Genomic DNA, 17781 nt, shown 5'->3' on the forward strand with positions numbered 1-17781 from the left:
TGTTTCCGGGTACCGGCTTTTATGCCGTACAGGGATTGAGCGCCCCTTTATCCCAGTGCTACAATGTGACGCAGATCACACTACTCCATTTTTGCCCGCACTGTTCTCCGGCGCCCTGCCGGCTGCGGCTTTGTCACAAAGGATCACGTTCGATGAGTACCATAGCCACGGGTTTGATTATGATGCGCTGGGAATTGCTGAGCGCCGTAATGATGTTTATGGCCAGCCAGTTAAACGTCGTTTGTCGTAAGACCAGCCGTAACGGCATGGCATTCATGTTCAGCAGCCTCGGGCTGTTCACCACCTGCTGGTTTGTGATGGGCCTGATGGGCATCAGTTTCAGCCAGGAAGGATTCCTGCATTTTTGGTCAGTGACCAAAGACGTATTCTTCGACGTAATGAGCAAAACCCCGACCGACTGGCCAATGCCCTGAGCCGCACTTAATCTCCCCCTGCGGCAGGCAACGGCGCCGACATCTCCAGCAGTATTTTGCCGAATGCCTGCGCAGCCGCGCCAGGTTCCGCGCCATTGACGATCAGGGTGAAATCGACGTCGAGCAATTCGGGTAGCCCATACTGACCATCAACCGTTTTCATTCCCGGCGCCAGATCGCCGCTTGCCATGACGGCAATGCCCAACCCCGCCAGCACGGCCGCCCGTAGCCCTTGTTGACTTTGTGAAGTGAAGGCGGTGTGCCATTGGATAGCCTTGCTTTCCAATGCGGCGATCCCGGCCTCGCGACTGACCGACGGCGCGGGCAACAACGCCAGCGGCAACGACGAGCCCGCCAGGCTGAATGTCTCAGCCGCTACCCACACCAGCTGCATCCGCCGCAATAGCCTGCCCTCAATACGGTTAGCCAGCGACATCACGACGGCCAAATCCAGTTCGTTGCCCTTCACCATCCCACAAAGATCCAGCCCGATACTGACATTGACCTCCAACCTGACCGCAGGAAAAGCCCGGGCGAACTGGGATAACAGCGGCGGCAATCGTTCCCCCAGAAAACTCTCCGTCAGGCCAAAGCGTACTGACCCCGACACGGGTGAGGATTCAAAGCGCCGCTGCATGGCGTCGAGCGCCTGCAAAACGTGCACGGCGTGGCGCAGCATATCTTCACCGTCTTCGGTTAGCGTCAGGCGCCGCGTAGTGCGGTGCAACAACTGCCGGCCAATCTGCTCCTCGAGCCGACGGATCTGGTGACTGATCGCAGATTGAGTCAGATTCAGTTGCTGCGCCGCGCGCGTAAAGCCGCCGGTTTCGGTAACCGTAACGAAGGTGCGCAGCAGTGTCGGGTCAATGTTCATAGCGTGATTTCATGATGAAAGTTAATTAATCACGATAAATTAAATCATTTCTATCATGCAATGCATTTATCCAGAATGACTGCTCGTTTCCATCACCCTCTTTTGTGGAAAAACTCATGACGCTCTCTCACGCCAGTAAAAACCGACTGGCATTAACGGCAATATGCCTCTCCGCGCTGATGTTCGGCCTGGAAATCTCCAGTGTACCGGTCATACTGCCGACGCTGGAACGGGTATTACACAGTGATTTCAGCGATATGCAGTGGATTATGAATGCCTACACCCTGGCCTGCACCGCAGTGATGATGGCCACCGGAACGCTGTCTGACCGTTTTGGCCGCAGGCGAGTTTTCATCATCGCCATTGCCGCTTTTGGCCTCACTTCCTTGCTCTGCGGCCTGGCCAACGGCTCGACGCTGCTGATCCTGGGCCGCTTTATGCAAGGCATGGCGGGCGGCGCCATGTTGATTTGCCAGGTGGCAGCATTGTCGCATCAGTTTCAGAGCGGCAAACAGCGTGGCCAGGCCTTCGGCATTTGGGGCGTCGTTTTTGGCATTGGCTTAGGGTTTGGGCCGGCGATCGGCGGCGTTATCGTGGCGCTCGCCAACTGGCAGTGGGTATTTTTGATTCATGCGGTCATCGCCGTTCTGACACTGTTACTGGTGATTTTCAGCGTGCAAGAATCCCGCGATCCGCAGGCGGCAAAACTGGATACTCTGGGGATCGTCACATTGTCGCTGTCGGTTTTCGGGCTGGTGTATTTTATCACTCAGGGATCCGTGTTCGGTTTCACCAGCGTTCGCGCCGGGGGGATCCTTCTGGCAGCAGCCCTCAGCCTGCTGCTGTTTATCGGGGTTGAGAGACGCAACCCCTATCCGATGATGGAGTTTTCCGTGTTCAGGAATCGGCAATTTTCCGGGGCGCTGATGGGCTCCATCGGCATGAATTTCAGCTTCTGGCCCTTTATGATCTACCTGCCGCTCTATTTTCAAATTGGGTTGGGCTATGACAGCCTGACCACAGGTTTGTCGCTGCTCGCCTATACACTGCCCACGCTTGTCTTCCCCCCGGTAGGCGAGCGATTGGCTTTGCGTTACCACGCTGGAGCCGTGATCCCCGCAGGGCTATTCGCGCTTGGGTTGGGTTTCCTGCTGATGAAATCAGGCAGCGGCGGCGAACATGCCGGCGGATTGGCTATGCTGCCGGGGTTACTTATCGCCGGTATCGGCCTGGGCATCACCAATACCCCGGTGACCAACACCACCACAGGTTCGGTGTCGAATGCCCGCGCAGGCATGGCCTCCGGGATAGATATGAGCGCCAGAATGATCGCGTTGGCTATCAATATTGCGGCCATGGGGTTTATCTTGCTGGCGGGCGTTGACGCTTATCTGCAACAAACGCTGCCCGAATCATTCGGCACCTTGCCGCTGCATTCGGCGGCGGAGCAGATAGTGGCGGGTAATCTCACTGCCTTGAAAACGCTCCCCGAATGGGATGCCCTGGCGCCCCTGGTTCATGCTGCCTTGACGCAAAGTTTTGGCCTGGTGATGCTGTACGGCGGCCTCGGTGCCTGGGCGTTGGCTGCGGCCAGCCTGATGATTTTCGCCCCCTGGAAAACGGCAACCGCACTCCCCCGGTAATAACATCTCGTTATTACTGAATGGTTCATAAAATAAATAAAATATAATCGGGTGGTCTGAGACCGGCAGGGGCTTATGCTGGCCTCAGACAACTTGGTTGCACCTGGCCCAGAGGCAAGCCCTCATGCCCGCACTTTCTTGTTTTTCCCCTGATTAATCCAGAATCCGGCTTAATAGTTAACCGATGTCTGGCCTGGCTGAAGGATACGCCACGCGCCGCCATCAGGAAGCACCATGATTTCTCCTTCTGCCCGTATTGCCGCCAGCAGCGTGATTGAGCCTGGCGTGATTATCGGTGCGCGCGTGCGCATCGGCCCTTTTTGCTTTATCACCGCCGGCGTTGAGATTGGCGAAGGCACCACTATCGCCTCCCACGTGGTGATTAACGGCCTGACGCGCATCGGCCGCGACAACGTCATCGACCAGTTTTCTTCGATCGGCGAAGCCGGCCAGGATCTGAAATACGCCGGTGAACCGACCACGCTCGCCCTCGGCGATCGCAACCGCATCGGCAAATACGCCACCCTGCATCGCGGCACCGCACAAGGCTGCCGCCACACCGCGATCGGCGATGACAATCATCTGCTGGATAACGTGCATATTGCCCACGACTGCATCATTGGTAACGCCACGCATATCGGCAATAACAGCGGGTTGGCCGGGCATGTGGAATTGGGCGACGGCGGTTGGGTCGGCGCACGTTGTGCGGTGCATCAGTTTTGCATTATCGGTGCCCATGCACGATTGGCCGACGGCACCCTCGCGGTGCAGGATCTGCCGCCGTTCGTCCAGGCCGGCGGCAACCGCGCCAAACCGGACGGCCTGCATCTGCTGGCACCGGCCTTTCTGGCCGCCGACGAGCAACAGCAGCGGGTTATTCATTCGCTTTACGCCATGTTGTATCACCAGGCGACGGCGCTGGAAGACGTGCGGCAAGAAGCCGCCCGCCTCAGCGTGGAATACCCGTTACTGCGGCTGTTCACGGATTTTTTTACCCGCTCTACGCGGGGCATCATTCGCTGAACGCTGTGGCCGTCACGCCACTTTATGACAGCGCACCGCCGTGCCCCCCAGATTCACCCGCAGCGTTTGCGGCATCTGGCAGCCTTCCCCGGCGTAGGGACAACGCTCGCGGAAAAAACACCCCAGCGGCAACTGGCGATTGCCCGGCAACTCCCCTTTGCGATCTTCAATCGTGCTGTCGCTCAGCGCACGTCCGGCACGCGGCACCGAATCCAGCAGTAGCCGGGTATAAGGATGCTGCGGCTGGCGCAAGACCTGCGCGGTTGGCCCCAGCTCAACGATTTGCCCCAAATACATCACCGCCACCCGATCGCTCATGTGCTGAACCACCGAAACGTTATGCGAGATCAGCACATAGGTCAGATTGCGCTGGCGTTGCAGCTCCACCAACAGGTTGAGGATCTGCGCCTGCACCGAGATATCCAGCGCCGACGTTGGCTCGTCCAGCACGATGATATCCGGTTGCGAGGACAGCGCACGGGCAATCGAGATACGTTGGCGCTGACCACCGGAAAACTCATGCGGCAACCGGTCGATAGACTCCGGCCGCAACCCAACCTGTTGCACCAGTTCTGCCGCCAGCGCCCGCCGCTCTGTCACGCCGTTATGCTGCTGCACGTAGACCGGTTCGGTGATAATGCGCCATACCGGCAGGCGCGGGTCGAGCGACGACTGCGGATCCTGAAACACCATCTGCATGCCGCTGCCAAACCAGGAGCCACCGGAACGGGCGCGCAGCAGCTCGCCGCTGCTGGGCTTCAACAATCCCATCAGCAGTTGCGCCAAGGTGCTTTTGCCACAGCCGGATTCGCCGACGATCCCCAGGGTCTCGCCGCGCATGATGTTGAGATCCAGCCCGTTGAGCGCATGGACATATTCTCTCGGCTTACCGCGCCAGTTATAGCTGGCGGGAAAGCGCAGCCGCACGTCGCGCAGTTCCAGTAGCGCTTCAACGTTCATTTTGCACCTCCAGATCGATAGACTGCGGATGCCAACAGGCCACCCGTTGCGTCGGGTCAGCGGCTAGTGGCGTCAACCGCGGCGTTTGCCGGCATTGGCCGCTGGCGTAGCTGCAGCGGTTGCTGAATGCGCAACCCGGCGGCAATGCGCTCAAATTGGGCACCGTACCGGGAATGGCCCGCAGCAGGCTGCGCGGCTCTGCGCGTTCCGGTGCCGCCAGCAACAACCCGATAGAATACGGGTGGCGCGGGTGGTCAATCACCCGCGCCGTGGCCCCGCTTTCGATCACGTGCCCGGCGTACATCACGTACACCCGGTCACAGAGCTGCGACACCACCGCCATATCGTGAGTAATAAACAGCACCGCCGTGCCGCTGGCGCGAGCCTTCTGTTGCAGCAGGCGCAGCACCTGCCGCTGCACCGTAACATCCAGCGCCGTGGTCGGTTCGTCGGCGATAATCAGCTCCGGTTCGCAAGAAAACGCCATGGCGATCAGCACCCGTTGGCGCATGCCGCCCGACAGCTCGAACGGATAGCGCTCCATCACCCGTTCCGCATCGGCAATTTGCATTTCACGCAGCAACTGGATCGCCTTGTCACGCGCCTGCCGCGCCGACAGCCTCTGGTGCAGGCGGATCACCTCGCACATCTGGCGGCCGATTTTCCGCGTCGGGTTCAGCGCACTCATCGGCTCCTGAAAAATCATCGACACCCGGGCACCGCGCAGTTGGCGCATTTGCCGCTCGCTGGCGCTGAGCACGTCGGTGCCCAATACCTCCAGCTTGCCGCCGGTCACGTTGTAGCCGTCCTCGGCCAACAGGCGCAGGGTCATCATTGCCGTCACCGATTTACCGGAACCGGATTCCCCCACCACGCCGACGATTTCGCCGGCCTTGACCTGCAACGAGACGCGGTTGAGCGCCTTGACGCTGCCGCCGTAAACCGGGAATTCCAGTTGCAGCTCATCAATCGATAAAACCGTAGTGTCACTCATCAACGCCCCCGGGTTTTAGGATCCAGCAAGTCGCGCAGACCGTCGCCGAACAGGTTGAAACCGGTGGCGGTGATCAGGATCGCCGTACCGGGAAAGGCCGAATACCACCACTGGTCGAGCACATAGTTACGGCCGTTGGCCACCATGGCGCCCCATTCGGCGGTCGGTTGTTGGGCGCCCAGGCCGATAAACCCCAGCGTGGCGGCCATCAGGATGGCGGTACCAATATCCAGCGACGCCTGTACCACCAACGGCGGCATGACGTTGCGCAGGACATGCCAGCCAATCAAATGCCAGCGCGAAGCGCCAAAGGTGCGCGCCGCCTGCATATACGCCTGATGCCGTAGCGTCAGCGTCTGCCCGCGCGCCAGCCGCACGTAAAACGGAATGCGCACCACCGCAATCGCCAGCATGGCGTTGAACAGGCTTGGCCCGAGCGCGGCCGCCAGCGCCATGGTCAGCACCAGCGAAGGCACCGACAGCATGATGTCCATGCAGCGCATGATCAACGCATCCACCGTGCCGCCCATCACGCCGGAGAAACAGCCGAGCAGCGAGCCAATTCCGCCCGCCAGCACCACCACCGCCAGCCCGGCGGCAACCGACTGCCGGCTGCCGACCAGCACCCGGCTGAACAGGTCGCGGCCTACTTCGTCGGTGCCGAACCAGTGTTCGGCCGAAGGCGGCAGCAGCCGTGCGGTCAGGTCGATGGCGTCCGGATTGTGCGGCGCAAGCCAGGGTGAAAACAGCATCAAAAACAGCACGCAGAACATGATGGCGCCACCCAACAGCGTCAGCGGGCTGCGCCGCACCCGATACCAGGCGCGCCGCGCGCCGACAAAGCGCAGCGCAGGTTCCGCCGCCGGCGGTGGCTCGATTTGAGACGGCGGTTGTTCAAGTTGAGACGACGGTTGTTCAAAGTGAGACATAGTCATTAGCCCTCGCGCCCCATTCGCGGGTCGATCCACAGATAAAGCAGATCGACGATCAAATTAACCATCACATAGGCAAAAGACACCACCACGGCAAAGCCCATCACCGCAGGGAAATCCAGCGCCTGAATGGAATCCACCACGTAAGCGCCCATGCCTGGCCAGGCGAACACCGTTTCGGTCAGCACCGCGCCGTACAGCAAATCCCCCAACGCCAGCCCCAGCACCGTCACCGAGGGGATCAGCGCGTTCGGCAGCGCGTGGCCGAGTACCACTCGCCAGTGCGAAAGGCCGTTGGCGCGTGCGGTGCGAATATAGTCTTCACCCAGTTGTTCAAGCATCGCCGAGCGGATTTGCCGCGCCACCACCCCGAGGTGTACGAACGCCAGGGTCAGCGCCGGCAGGATCAGGTGCTGCAGGCTGTTCCAAAACGCTTCGCCGTTGCCGGTCAGCAGCGAATCCAGCAGGTAGAACCCGGTAATATGGGTGGGCGGATCCAGCCAGTCGTCCAGCCTGCCGCCGCCGGGCAAGACGTTCAGTTGGCCGTAAAACAAAATGATCACCCCCAGCCCCAGCCAGAATGCCGGCGTGGAGATGCCGGTCACCGACAGCAGGCGCACCAGATGATCGGGCCATTTATTGCGGTAAACCGCCGACAGCACGCCGAGCGGCACCCCCAGCGCGATCGCCAGCAGCAAGGCGCAAAACGCCAGCTCCAGCGTCGCCGGGAAGAAGGCGCGCAGGTCGTCCAGTACCGGCCGTCCGGTGCGGATAGACGTGCCCAGATCGCCGTGCAGCAGATCCAGCACATAGCGGCCAAACTGCACGTATAACGGCTGGTCCAGCCCCAGTTGCTGGCGAATATGCTGGACGATTTCCTCGCTGGCGCGATCGCCGGCCAGCAGCCGCGCCGGATCGCCGGGGATCAGGTGCGAGATGGTAAAGGTGATGACGCACACCCCGAACATCACCAGCACCAGCCCCCAGCAACGCTGGCGGATAAGGCTCCAAACGTTCATAGTCGTTTCCCGTGGCGCAAGGGGGCAGCCAAAAAGCTGCCCGAAAGAGAATTACTTGCTCATCTGCCCAACGTTGAACACCTGTTCCAGCATGGGGTTATACACAAAGCCCTTCACCTCTTTGTTCATCGCCACCTGATAGTTTTTCTGGAACAGATAGACGTAGGCCGCCTGGTCGATGACGATTTTCTGCGCCGCCTGATAATCGGCGGTACGTACTTGCTGATCGGACACCGAAACCGCTTTTTTCAACAGCGCATCCACCTGCGGATCGCTGTAGAACGAGCGGTTGCCCGGCAGCCCTTTTTTGTCGGATTCGAACCAGTAGTTCATGAACATGTAGGGGTCGGCGAAGTCCGGGCTCCAGTTGCCGATGGCGATGTCGTAATTGCCCTGGCCGATGCGATCGCGCATGGTGGCGTTAGCCAGCTTCTCCAGTTTGACGTTAATGCCTACCGTCGCCAGGCTGGCCTGCACCGAGAGCGCTATCGCCTCCCAGTTCGGATCGCTGACCGAGTACAGGAAGTTCAGCGATGCCGGCTTGTCTTTCACCGCCGCCAGCGCGGCCTTGGCCTTGTCCGCATCCAGACTGTACTGCTGTGCGGCGGCGTCGTAGCCCCACATGCCTTCCGGGATCGGCCCGCGCATTTGTTTGCCGTTGCCGCCGAGAATGCCCTTCACCATGCCCTGATAGTCCACCGCATAAGAGATGGCGCGGCGCAGATCCACCTGATTCAGCGGTGCCTTGCCGTTGTTCAGGTACAGATAAGTCACACGCAACGAAGGAAACTCATTGACCGCCACCTTGTTTTCGCTTTTCAGCGCCGTGAGCTGGTCGATGGGCAGAGATTCGGCGATGTCCAGATCGCCGCGCGTCAATTGCAGGCGGCGGGTGGCGCTTTCGGCGATGATTTTCACCGTTACGCGTTTGAACGCCGGTTTGGCGCCGCCGTAATGCGGATTTGGCACCAGCACCAACTGCTGGCCCTTCTGCCAGCGATCCAGCTTGTAAGGGCCGGAACCCGCACTGTGATTCGCCAGCCAGGCTTTGCCTTCGTCGGCCGGATTGGCCTTGGCGATCGCCGGGTTGACGATACCGGCGCCGTCATTGGCCAGCGTGTAAAGGAACGGGGCAAACGGCGTTTTCAGCGTGAAACGCACCGTCAGCGGATCCACCACCGTCACCTGCAGATCTTTCGGGAAAGCTTCTGACGGCCCCTGGCCAATCTTCATCAGCCGTTCAAACGACCATTTCACCGCCTCGGCGTTAACCTCGCTGCCGTCGTCGAACTTGTTGCCCGGCTTGAGCTTAAAGGTCCAGACCAATTGATCGTCTGAAGCGGCCCAGCTTTCCGCCAGTTCGCCTTCAACCTGGGTGGAGCCTTTGCCGCCTTCGGTTTTGTATTGCACCAACCGCTGGTAGGCAGGGTAAGTTACCGTCCAATCGTTGTTATCGATGGTCACGGCCGGATCCAGCGTCTGCGGGTCGGCCGCTTTGCCGATCACCAGCATATCCTTGGGTACCGCCGCCTGCGCCGGAGCCAAACCGGCCAGACCCATAGCGACTGCCACCGCCAGCGCGGCGTATTTAACTTTGCTCATAAACTGACTCCTGGTGTGTTGAAGGTGCGTCGTTTTAATCGTAAGAAAAACAGCCGAAGCGATCGGCCAACAGCGGATAGTCACCGGCGTTGGGCAGCTCAAAATGCCACCACTCGCTGACGATGCCGCAAAACCCCCCGGCGGCCATCACCGCATTCAGCAATAGCCGGTTGCGCTGCACCTCGGGCGGGAAATCGGGGTAAAACGGATGGGAACGCTCACTCATCTCATCAAAACCGGTCCCCATATCCAGCGCCGCGCCCGCCGCATCCAGCAGCGTCACGTCGATAGCCACGCCGCGGCTGTGGTGCGAGCCGGTTTGCGTGCTGGTGACATATTGCGGATCCGGGCACGCCAGCCACAGCAACGCCTGCGCCTGTTGCGGCCGATAGGCGTCAAACACCTTTAGCGATAAACCGGCAAGCCGTGCAGCCAACAGGCAGCGTGTCAGCCCGCGTACCGCGTCGGGATGCAACAGGCAGCGGCTTTCGCGGTAGATCGGCCGGCCGGTGAGGTTATCGGCGCCGGCGTATTTCAACTCGATCGGCAGATCGGGAAACGCCTCGGCCAGATCCATTAACGTTACATTGTCACTCATTACCTGTTCCCATGCGGTTAAGATTCAAATTGGCCCAGTTCTTTTTGCAGAAGGCGGTTGTTGGCCAGCCGTTGCTCCACCGCCGCGCCGCCCTGTTCCAGTACCGAGGACAGCAGCAGGTTGAACAGGCAACTGAGCGGCGCCAGCGAATCCCAAAACTGGCCGGTGTCGGTTTTCACCTGCAGCAGGTCAATCGGGTAATCCCGCGCCCACGGACAGTAAATGTCGGTGATCAGCGCCAGCCGCAGCCCGCGCGCGCAGGCCGCCTGACAATACTGCCGGGCGATGGTCGAGTAAGCGCGAGTGTCGGTCAGCACCAGATAGGGCGCGCCAAATTCCGAATTGAGCGATTCCACGTAGGTACCGGACAGCCCGTCGGCGTAATAGACTCTGGGCCGCAGATACTCCAGATGGCTGTAAAAGGCGTTGGCGATGCCGCGCGTAGACTGGATGCCGACCACAAACACCGCTTCCGCCTGCGCCAGTTGGCGGCTGACGCGGTTGAACGCCTCCCCGCCGGCCAACTGGTAAACGTGCTCTATCGCCTCCAGCTCCAGGGTTAACGCCTGGCGCAGCTTTTGCGGTTGCGGCTGATCGCGCCGCCGGCGGTAAGCGCCCAGACGATCGGTGACGCCCCAGGGTTGATACAGCGCCGCCCCTTGTTCACGCAGCGTACGTTTCAGATCGTCGAGATTGCGGTAACCCAGGCTGCGCAGATAGCGGCCGACCGAAATGCCGCTGGTCGCCGTGCTGCGGGCGATGCCGTCGGCGGTTTCAAACGGCACCTGCGCCAGATTGGCCAGCAGATAACCGGCAATACGCTTGCCGGTCGGGGTTTGTACCGCAAATGACGCTTCTATCTGTGCGATCACATCAGGATGGTCTGCCATAGTTCGCCCGCTGTTGGTGAGTTGTCATCAAACCGCTGTCTGTTACTCAGGTAACAAAGACTGATGATGACAATGCATGGCCTGTGCCAATTGCGGACTTTCTGGGGATATTTCACGCGCGGCGGCGTACGGCGGCGCAGGAACGGCAAAACCTGCGGTTACAACAAAGTCATCAGTTGATAACTATTGCACAACAATTGGGCAATGCATCTGGCGATGCACCGCCGTGGCACCTGATTTTCAATTTTATGACAGCGCTTGCGAAACCAATGCAAAAGTCTGCACGCTCGCAGGATCCGGTCTATGAGGCGCGCCGCGCACCATGATGGCGGGCGTGTCCACGCTGGGCAAACCGCGCTCGACCAGCCAGGGGCCGAGGCTGTTGGCCTGCGGCGTGTCGATACGCACAAACTGGCCGCTGCAGGGCCGGCACAGCGCGTCGATTAACCCGATGGCGGAGGCCAGCTCAGGCGCGACTACCGGGCCGATCATGTTGCCATGACCAAAGCGGCGACGCACCGCGAAACCGACGACAATCCCCTGCCGTTCCAGCACCAGCGCCTGCCCGGCACTACTCAGCAAGGTTTCCAGCAGCGGCTCGCGCCGCATGCCGCAAGCGGCGAAATCCAGCTCGGCCAGGGTTGGCAGATCCTGCGGCGATCCCGGGCGCAGGGTGACGTCCTCCGGCAAAGGCACCGCGTCGCGGGCAGGCAACTCCCGGCATTGATGCTGTGCCAGCCGCCCCTGTTCGATAAACCCCAACTGCCGATACAACGGCTTGCCCTGTTCGGTAGCCACCAGGTGCAGTTGATGGTCAGTCAATGGCGCCATCAGCGACTGCACCATTTCCCTGGCGATACCTTGCCCGCGATGCCGTTCGTCGACAATCACCAACCCCAGCGTGGCGCGATTCGCCCCCCACAGCCAGCGCAAAGCGGTGCCGACCGTCTCTCCGTTGACCACAGCGACCACTCCCGCCCCCAATCCCCACGCCTGCTGCCAATCTTCCAGGCGGTGAGGCCAGCGCGCCTGTTGCGACAGCCCGAACGCCGCCGGCAGATCCCTTTCAATCATCGGGCGCAGGTGAATGCTTTGCTTTTCCTCGGGCACGTTTGTCTCCTGATTCGATAGGGATAATTTTACTGGATGGCGAAAACCGCCTCCCCGCAGAGTAGCAGATTCGGTTCTGCGTGGTGCATTGCTTAGGCAGCCAAGACTTGCACCCCTTGCGATAAGCCGTTAGGGTAAATTGTGATTTGTATCACAATTTTTACCTGGGGGAGTCACGGTGTCTACGGTAAGCACCCTCTACAACGCCGCGCACCGTTTCCCCGGCGGTCTACATGACAACAAAGTAATCAACCTGTTTATCAGTGATATTGCGCACGATATCATGGAGATGAAATGCTGAAACCGAGCCCCAACCTGTTAATTTTCACCGATCTGGACGGTTCGCTGCTGGATCACCACAGCTACTGCTGGCAGGCTGCGCAGCCGTGGCTGGAGCAGCTGGCGCACACCCAGACGCCGCTGATTATCGCCACCAGTAAAACCGCCGCAGAAGTCGCCCCGTTGCAGCAGCAACTCGGGCTGAGCCACTGGCCGTTTATTGCGGAAAACGGCGCGCAGATTGTCTTCCCCGCGCAACGGCGCAATCACCCCGACTATCCGACCAAGCACCTGGGTGCAGATTACCCCAGCCTTTGCGCCACGCTGCGGGAACTGCGCAGCCAGACCGGTTTTGCCTTTCAAGGGTTTGCCGATGTGGATGACGCAACCGTCGCGCAATGGACAGGTTTAACGCTCGATCAGGCGCATCTGGCGCGCCGGCGTGCCGGTTCTGAACCCTTGCGCTGGGCCGGTAACGATGAACAACTTGCCCAGTTTCGCGCGCTGCTCGCGCAGCACAATCTCGGGTTGACCCAGGGCGGACGCTTTTATCACGTGATGAGCGCGGCCGTCAGCAAAGGCAACGCCGCCCGTTGGATAACCGCGGATTATCAGTTACCGCACGGTCCCCCCCTTACCACCCTCAGTCTGGGCGACGGCCCCAACGACATTTCCCTGCTGCAAGCCAGCGACCTGGCGGTGTTGATCCGGGGGCAGCAGGACAAACCTCTCGATTTACCGGGCGATTTCGCCGGCCGGCTGTACCGTACGCGCCTGCAAGGCCCCCAGGGCTGGTGCGAAGGATTGGATCATTTTCTGATTAACGGGAGATCTCACCATGAGTGATTTTTATCAAGATGGCATCATCACCAACTTTCACCCTCTCGCGCAGCGCGAATTGTCCGAGCTTGAATATGAGTTGCAGGTATTTTCCGGCCGCAACACCATGGGGCTGATTCTGCCCTCGCTCTATTCCGAGCTGGAAGGCCCGGCGCTGGACAAGATCGTCGATGTTTTGGCGCAGGTGCCCTATTTGGAGGAGATCGTCATTGGCCTGGATCGCGCCGACCATGAGCAATTCCTGCACGCAAAAAACTTTTTCTCCCGCCTGCCGCAGCGCCACCGCATTTTGTGGAACGACGGGCCGCGCCTGACGGCGATTGCCGACCAGCTCAGCGCCGAAGGGTTGGCACCCAACGAACCGGGCAAAGGCCGCAACGTGTGGTTTTGCGTCGGCTACACTCTGGCTTCACGCCGTTCCAGCTGCGTGGCACTGCACGACTGTGACATTGTCACCTACGATCGCCGTATGCTGGCACGCCTGCTGTATCCGGTGGCCAACCCCAATTTTCATTACGACTTCTGCAAGGGTTACTATGCCCGGGTGGCTAACGGCAAGCTGAATGGTCGGGTTGGCCGGTTACTGGTGTTTCCGCTGCTGAAATCGCTGCAGAAAGTGTACGGCAATTCGGATTTTCTCGACTATCTGCGCAGCTATCGCTACCCGCTCTCGGGCGAGTTCGCCATGCGTACCCACATTCTCAACAACCTGCGTATTCCCAGCGACTGGGGGCTGGAGATCGGCGTATTGTCGGAAGTCCACCGCAACACGGCCACCAACCGTATCTGCCAGGTGGATATCGCCGATAATTACGATCATAAGCACCAGCCGATGTCGGAAGAGGATCCACACAGCGGCCTGCAGCGTATGGCGGGCGATATTACCAAGGCGCTGTACCGCAAATTGGCGATCCAGGGGGTGCCGATCACCAGCGATTCTTTTCGCGTACTGCGCGCCACCTACTACCGCACGGCGTTGGATATGATCGACGCCTTTGAGCACGATGCCAAAATGAACGGTCTGGATTTCGATCGCCACAGCGAAGAATCAGCGGTCGAACTGTTCTCTCGGGTGATTTCGCAGGCCGGGCAAGCCTTCAGCGAAAACCCCGGCGATAAACCCTTTGTGCCAAGCTGGAACCGCGTACAATCCGCCTTCCCGGATATTCTCGAGCGGTTGTATGACGCCGTAGAACAGGACAACCAACGCTAAATACCTGCGCCCGCGCAACGCGGGTTTTACTTTTGCTCACTTATTTCGCCACCCGCGCCTGATAACCGGTGTTATTATTATCCTGCTCAATAATTCTCTCTTAATTCAAAGTGGTACGATAAGTTGATGGAAGCGTGGAAACTCAATCTGATTTCGGTCTGGCTCGGCTGTTTCTTCACCGGGCTGGCGATGAGCCAGATCCTCCCTTTTCTGCCGCTGTATATTGAACAGCTCGGCGTCAGCGGCCACCAGTCGCTCAGCATCTGGTCAGGGTTGGTGTTTAGCGGCACCTTTTTGGTCTCCGCGCTGGTGTCGCCGCTGTGGGGCAGCCTGGCGGACCGCAAAGGCCGCAAGCTGATGCTGCTGCGCGCTTCGCTGGGGATGGCGATCGTCATTGTGCTGCAGGGCATGGTGACCCACGTTTACCAGCTGTTTGCGCTGCGCGCGCTGATGGGCCTGACCTCCGGTTATATTCCCAACGCTATGGCGCTGGTGGCCTCGCAGGTGCCGCGTGATAAAAGCGGTTGGGCGCTGGGCACTTTATCTACCGGCCCGGTTTCCGGGGTGATCGTCGGCCCGCTGCTGGGGGGCCTGATGGCTGACCATCTGGGCCTGCGCGTGGTGTTTTTCGTCACCGCCGGGCTGATGTTCGTCAGCTTCCTCATTACCTTATTCCTGATAAAAGAACGCCGCGTCGAGGTGAAAAAGGCCGACCGACTGAGCGGCAAGGCGGTGTTCCAGTCGCTGCCTTATCCGGCGCTGATCGTCACGCTGTTCATCAGCACGTTGATGATCCAATTGGCTAACTCTTCCATCAGCCCTATTCTGACGCTGTTCATCAAGGATTTGTCCGGCGACAGCGGCAATATCGCCTTTATCAGCGGCATGGTCGCGGCCGTTCCCGGTATTGCCGCGTTGGTTTCCGCGCCGCGTCTTGGCCGACTTGGCGACCGTATCGGCACCGCCCGCATTCTGATGGCGGCGCTGGGGTTAACCACCCTACTGTTCGCTATCATGGCCTGGGTGCAAACGCCGCTGCAATTGGGGATTTTGCGCTTCCTGCTGGGCTTTGCCGACGGCGCCCTGATGCCCGCAGTGCAAACGCTGCTGCTGAAGTATTCCTCCGATCAGGTTACCGGCCGCATCTTCGGCTACAACCAATCGTTTATGTACCTCGGCAACGTGGTCGGCCCGCTGATTGGCTCCAGTATTTCCGCCTTGATGGGCTTCCGCTGGGTGTTTGCGGTAACGGCGGTGCTGGTGCTGATCAATTGCCTGTTGCTGCGCAGCCAGTTTAGAAAGGTGGAAAGCGTACGCAAGTGAACGGCAGTGTGTGTCAAAACAAGGAAGTGCCATTAAGATATTTATCTTAAGGTGAAGTAAATTCGCCACCTTGAAAAAACATTAATTGACTAAAAAATTGCCAAATCTAATTGATTATTTCAAACTGATTAAATATGTTTTTTTGGATCACCCCGAAATCGAGCATTTTCCTAATAATCAGTGCCCTTATAACACCCTCCTTTGAAGAAAGATCATCCTCAATAACATCACCGCGCGATATTTTTTTTAGTATTTCAGGAACGACAGCAAACTCTTCCTTTGAGTCGAGGCTATTTAAAAATGCAATATTTAAATTTAATGCTGGGATTAACCCTCTAAATTCAATCTCCATGTTTTTAGTAAGATTAGTATTGATGAAGCCCTCAATAAAGCCATCAAAATCCGCACCATACCGTTCCTTTAATAATTTTATATCCTTAGTAACTTTTTCAAGCTCAAGGGAATAAGGCCTGCTATGTTTGATACTGAAATCGAAGTGATTATAACCTGATACTTCTTGACAGATATAAAACAAAGTATTAAGGCTGTAACGCTTCTTATCTTTCAAATGACTAAATGCATAGTGCACTAGTAAATGTTTGACATGAAAAGCATCCCCATTAATTAAAGCACCTCCTTTTATTTCCGGCGCAAATAATACGATATCGACAGCATTCAAATCTGCAAAACTATCTTTAAGCATTAATTCCACACGACTCCACTCTAACCCACCATTTCCGCAGCCTAATGGTGGAATAGAGATGGATGTAATATTCCTTTCTATTATTTCTTTTTTTAAAGATGCTAAGCCTTTAGCTATAAATTCGTACTGCGATTTCTTCTTCCAGTTGTCTTTGGTAGGGAAATTGACAATAAGCTTTTGCCTTTCACTTACTATAAGAATGTCCCCGATATTAAATCGACCATTTTTACAGGCTTCCCTATAGATTCCATAGTTTATAGGGAAGGTTTCTTTAAATTGATAGGCTATACCTTTCCCCATAACGCCTTGACAGTTGACAGCATTAACCAAGGCCACTGTTTGTGATTGAAGAAGATCACCGCTTTCATATCGAATCATTGTCTTAGCACATGTATGTATTGATATTAACAAATTTAGTCAAATTAGCAGCACTTAGCAACCCCTCTATGTAAGCTTTTGCTTGCTCATCCTTAACGTAGATTGCATGAAAATTTTCGGCAGCGACCGTCATGGGTGACAAACACTCAGCCATGCAAACGGATTTACTCTCAGCGTTTTTATAATCTCTCTGATTCATTAACTCCCAATTGATGGCAGCGAAACCTGAGTCATAGTCCATCAACCGCAACCCATTGACTGCTGCCAAAGGATGTTGCGGGATGATTTCCCAACGATTGTCCCGTGCAAAGGTTCTACTGACAGTGATCATGCAAAAATCTTTATCTTTATGGTCAGCTTTCACTCTTCCATCAAAGGGATTATTAGCAAAGAAATGAAAAGGGACCTTTTGTTCCAACGTGTGCACTCCTCTTCCTTGAATAATTTCGCCATCAGCAACATCAACAAAATTTTCACCTAAAGAGGCTCGTGAGCGCAGCCCTGTAGAAATGATACTTTCAATATTATCCATACAGGTCAGATGGTAGAGCAATGATTGGTTTTGAATCAAAACTGGCGGTGTCATGGTGTTATCCTTTATGAAATATCACCGCATTTTTATATATTTTATATTTTTCGGCGTCAATAGAATTGGGGTATTTCTTGTTTTTATTTATTAAAAAATGAAAATAAACAAGAGAATGTAATCATAATAAATAATAACAAAAAGCAATTAAATTTAAATTAATTATTATTTTATATTCAAACCCATTAACACATTCTAATATTAGATAGGATTCAACGTAAAAAACACAAACGTGAACATCATCTAAAAAATGACAATAACTTTTTTTGCAACTCTCTATCCATTTTTCACCCTATGAAAAAGAGGAGCGTCTACGCTTGATAGAAAAAATCAACGTTTGCAGAAGTGTAAGTCCGACGATATTTCAGGAAAAAATGAGG

Annotated in this window: 18 protein-coding genes; 7 read left to right on the forward strand and 11 right to left on the reverse strand. The window is 57.0% G+C overall.

The window, feature by feature from the left end:
• The first annotated feature begins 152 nt into the window (after positions 1-152).
• The gene (locus SPL01S_RS06740; protein WP_004944199.1) at positions 153-434 is read left to right on the forward strand and encodes a YjcB family protein; all 282 of its coding nucleotides are present in this window, start codon (positions 153-155) and stop codon (positions 432-434) included.
• 7 nt (positions 435-441) lie between these two features.
• Here the strand turns inward: SPL01S_RS06740 and SPL01S_RS06745 are convergent, their stop codons facing one another.
• Positions 442-1308, reverse strand: coding sequence for a LysR family transcriptional regulator (locus SPL01S_RS06745; protein ID WP_063198403.1), 867 nt, complete (start codon positions 1306-1308; stop codon positions 442-444).
• Positions 1309-1424: 116 nt separating this feature from the next.
• On the opposite strand from SPL01S_RS06745, the gene SPL01S_RS06750 reads away from it, so the two are divergent.
• Both SPL01S_RS06750 and lpxA read left to right on the forward strand, forming a co-directional pair.
• A complete protein-coding gene (locus tag SPL01S_RS06750; protein ID WP_063198405.1) occupies positions 1425-2951 on the forward strand; it encodes an MFS transporter in 1527 nt (508 codons plus the stop codon).
• 234 nt (positions 2952-3185) lie between these two features.
• A complete protein-coding gene (gene lpxA, locus SPL01S_RS06755) occupies positions 3186-3974 on the forward strand; it encodes an acyl-ACP--UDP-N-acetylglucosamine O-acyltransferase (protein WP_063198407.1) in 789 nt (262 codons plus the stop codon).
• A 12-nt stretch (positions 3975-3986) separates the two neighbouring features.
• Here lpxA and SPL01S_RS06760 read toward each other — a convergent pair whose 3' ends face one another.
• From SPL01S_RS06760 to SPL01S_RS06795, 8 genes are all read right to left on the reverse strand, one after another.
• On the reverse strand, positions 3987-4934 hold the full coding sequence (locus SPL01S_RS06760; RefSeq protein WP_063198410.1) for an oligopeptide/dipeptide ABC transporter ATP-binding protein: 948 nt from the start codon (positions 4932-4934) through the stop codon (positions 3987-3989).
• Entirely contained in the window at positions 4924-5928 is a 1005-nt protein-coding gene (locus SPL01S_RS06765) for an ABC transporter ATP-binding protein (RefSeq protein ID WP_063198412.1), read from the reverse strand. The genes SPL01S_RS06760 and SPL01S_RS06765 overlap by 11 nt, the downstream gene beginning before the upstream one ends.
• The gene (gene ddpC, locus SPL01S_RS06770; protein WP_162268764.1) at positions 5928-6863 is read right to left on the reverse strand and encodes a D,D-dipeptide ABC transporter permease; all 936 of its coding nucleotides are present in this window, start codon (positions 6861-6863) and stop codon (positions 5928-5930) included. Before ddpC ends, SPL01S_RS06765 begins: the two co-directional genes overlap by 1 nt.
• Entirely contained in the window at positions 6863-7879 is a 1017-nt protein-coding gene (locus tag SPL01S_RS06775; protein WP_063198414.1) for an ABC transporter permease, read from the reverse strand. Before SPL01S_RS06775 ends, ddpC begins: the two co-directional genes overlap by 1 nt.
• Before the next feature lie 51 nt (positions 7880-7930).
• The gene (locus SPL01S_RS06780) at positions 7931-9481 is read right to left on the reverse strand and encodes an ABC transporter substrate-binding protein (protein ID WP_063198417.1); all 1551 of its coding nucleotides are present in this window, start codon (positions 9479-9481) and stop codon (positions 7931-7933) included.
• A gap of 34 nt (positions 9482-9515) precedes the next feature.
• Positions 9516-10079, reverse strand: coding sequence for a D-alanyl-D-alanine dipeptidase (gene ddpX, locus SPL01S_RS06785; RefSeq protein ID WP_063198419.1), 564 nt, complete (start codon positions 10077-10079; stop codon positions 9516-9518).
• A gap of 17 nt (positions 10080-10096) precedes the next feature.
• Complete coding sequence (locus SPL01S_RS06790) at positions 10097-10969, reverse strand: MurR/RpiR family transcriptional regulator (protein WP_004944177.1); 873 nt, start codon at positions 10967-10969, stop codon at positions 10097-10099.
• 246 nt (positions 10970-11215) lie between these two features.
• A complete protein-coding gene (locus tag SPL01S_RS06795) occupies positions 11216-12079 on the reverse strand; it encodes a GNAT family N-acetyltransferase (protein WP_063198421.1) in 864 nt (287 codons plus the stop codon).
• A 178-nt stretch (positions 12080-12257) separates the two neighbouring features.
• On the opposite strand from SPL01S_RS06795, the gene SPL01S_RS25660 reads away from it, so the two are divergent.
• The 4 genes from SPL01S_RS25660 to SPL01S_RS06810 all read left to right on the forward strand — a co-directional run bounded on the left by SPL01S_RS25660 (position 12258) and on the right by SPL01S_RS06810 (position 15734).
• Positions 12258-12380, forward strand: coding sequence for a hypothetical protein (locus SPL01S_RS25660; protein ID WP_255212455.1), 123 nt, complete (start codon positions 12258-12260; stop codon positions 12378-12380).
• Entirely contained in the window at positions 12374-13204 is an 831-nt protein-coding gene (locus SPL01S_RS06800; protein ID WP_063198423.1) for a mannosyl-3-phosphoglycerate phosphatase-related protein, read from the forward strand. Before SPL01S_RS25660 ends, SPL01S_RS06800 begins: the two co-directional genes overlap by 7 nt.
• Positions 13197-14411 carry a glycosyltransferase family protein gene (locus tag SPL01S_RS06805; RefSeq protein ID WP_063198425.1) on the forward strand — a complete coding sequence of 405 codons (1215 nt, stop codon included), beginning with the start codon at positions 13197-13199 and terminating at the stop codon, positions 14409-14411. Before SPL01S_RS06800 ends, SPL01S_RS06805 begins: the two co-directional genes overlap by 8 nt.
• 126 nt (positions 14412-14537) lie before the next feature.
• Positions 14538-15734, forward strand: coding sequence for a multidrug efflux MFS transporter (locus tag SPL01S_RS06810; RefSeq protein WP_063198427.1), 1197 nt, complete (start codon positions 14538-14540; stop codon positions 15732-15734).
• Positions 15735-15840: 106 nt separating this feature from the next.
• On the opposite strand, the gene SPL01S_RS06815 is transcribed toward SPL01S_RS06810, so the two are convergent.
• The gene (locus SPL01S_RS06815) at positions 15841-16815 is read right to left on the reverse strand and encodes a macro domain-containing protein (protein ID WP_081113147.1); all 975 of its coding nucleotides are present in this window, start codon (positions 16813-16815) and stop codon (positions 15841-15843) included.
• Positions 16816-16819: 4 nt separating this feature from the next.
• On the reverse strand, positions 16820-17401 hold the full coding sequence (locus tag SPL01S_RS06820; protein WP_063198432.1) for a DarT ssDNA thymidine ADP-ribosyltransferase family protein: 582 nt from the start codon (positions 17399-17401) through the stop codon (positions 16820-16822).
• Positions 17402-17781 lie beyond the last annotated feature (380 nt).

Source organism: Serratia plymuthica NBRC 102599, from assembly GCF_001590925.1.
GTDB lineage: Bacteria > Pseudomonadota > Gammaproteobacteria > Enterobacterales > Enterobacteriaceae > Serratia > Serratia plymuthica.

Coding starts and splice junctions, on each gene's coding strand:
- SPL01S_RS06740 (WP_004944199.1), top strand. CDS start 153: ATGAGTACCATAGCCACGGGTTTGATTATGATGCGCTGGGAATTGCTG.
- SPL01S_RS06745 (WP_063198403.1), bottom strand. CDS start 1,308: ATGAACATTGACCCGACACTGCTGCGCACCTTCGTTACGGTTACCGAA.
- SPL01S_RS06750 (WP_063198405.1), top strand. CDS start 1,425: ATGACGCTCTCTCACGCCAGTAAAAACCGACTGGCATTAACGGCAATA.
- lpxA (WP_063198407.1), top strand. CDS start 3,186: ATGATTTCTCCTTCTGCCCGTATTGCCGCCAGCAGCGTGATTGAGCCT.
- SPL01S_RS06760 (WP_063198410.1), bottom strand. CDS start 4,934: ATGAACGTTGAAGCGCTACTGGAACTGCGCGACGTGCGGCTGCGCTTT.
- SPL01S_RS06765 (WP_063198412.1), bottom strand. CDS start 5,928: ATGAGTGACACTACGGTTTTATCGATTGATGAGCTGCAACTGGAATTC.
- ddpC (WP_162268764.1), bottom strand. CDS start 6,863: ATGACTATGTCTCACTTTGAACAACCGTCGTCTCAACTTGAACAACCG.
- SPL01S_RS06775 (WP_063198414.1), bottom strand. CDS start 7,879: ATGAACGTTTGGAGCCTTATCCGCCAGCGTTGCTGGGGGCTGGTGCTG.
- SPL01S_RS06780 (WP_063198417.1), bottom strand. CDS start 9,481: ATGAGCAAAGTTAAATACGCCGCGCTGGCGGTGGCAGTCGCTATGGGT.
- ddpX (WP_063198419.1), bottom strand. CDS start 10,079: ATGAGTGACAATGTAACGTTAATGGATCTGGCCGAGGCGTTTCCCGAT.
- SPL01S_RS06790 (WP_004944177.1), bottom strand. CDS start 10,969: ATGGCAGACCATCCTGATGTGATCGCACAGATAGAAGCGTCATTTGCG.
- SPL01S_RS06800 (WP_063198423.1), top strand. CDS start 12,374: ATGCTGAAACCGAGCCCCAACCTGTTAATTTTCACCGATCTGGACGGT.
- SPL01S_RS06805 (WP_063198425.1), top strand. CDS start 13,197: ATGAGTGATTTTTATCAAGATGGCATCATCACCAACTTTCACCCTCTC.
- SPL01S_RS06810 (WP_063198427.1), top strand. CDS start 14,538: ATGGAAGCGTGGAAACTCAATCTGATTTCGGTCTGGCTCGGCTGTTTC.
- SPL01S_RS06815 (WP_081113147.1), bottom strand. CDS start 16,815: ATGATTCGATATGAAAGCGGTGATCTTCTTCAATCACAAACAGTGGCC.
- SPL01S_RS06820 (WP_063198432.1), bottom strand. CDS start 17,401: ATGACACCGCCAGTTTTGATTCAAAACCAATCATTGCTCTACCATCTG.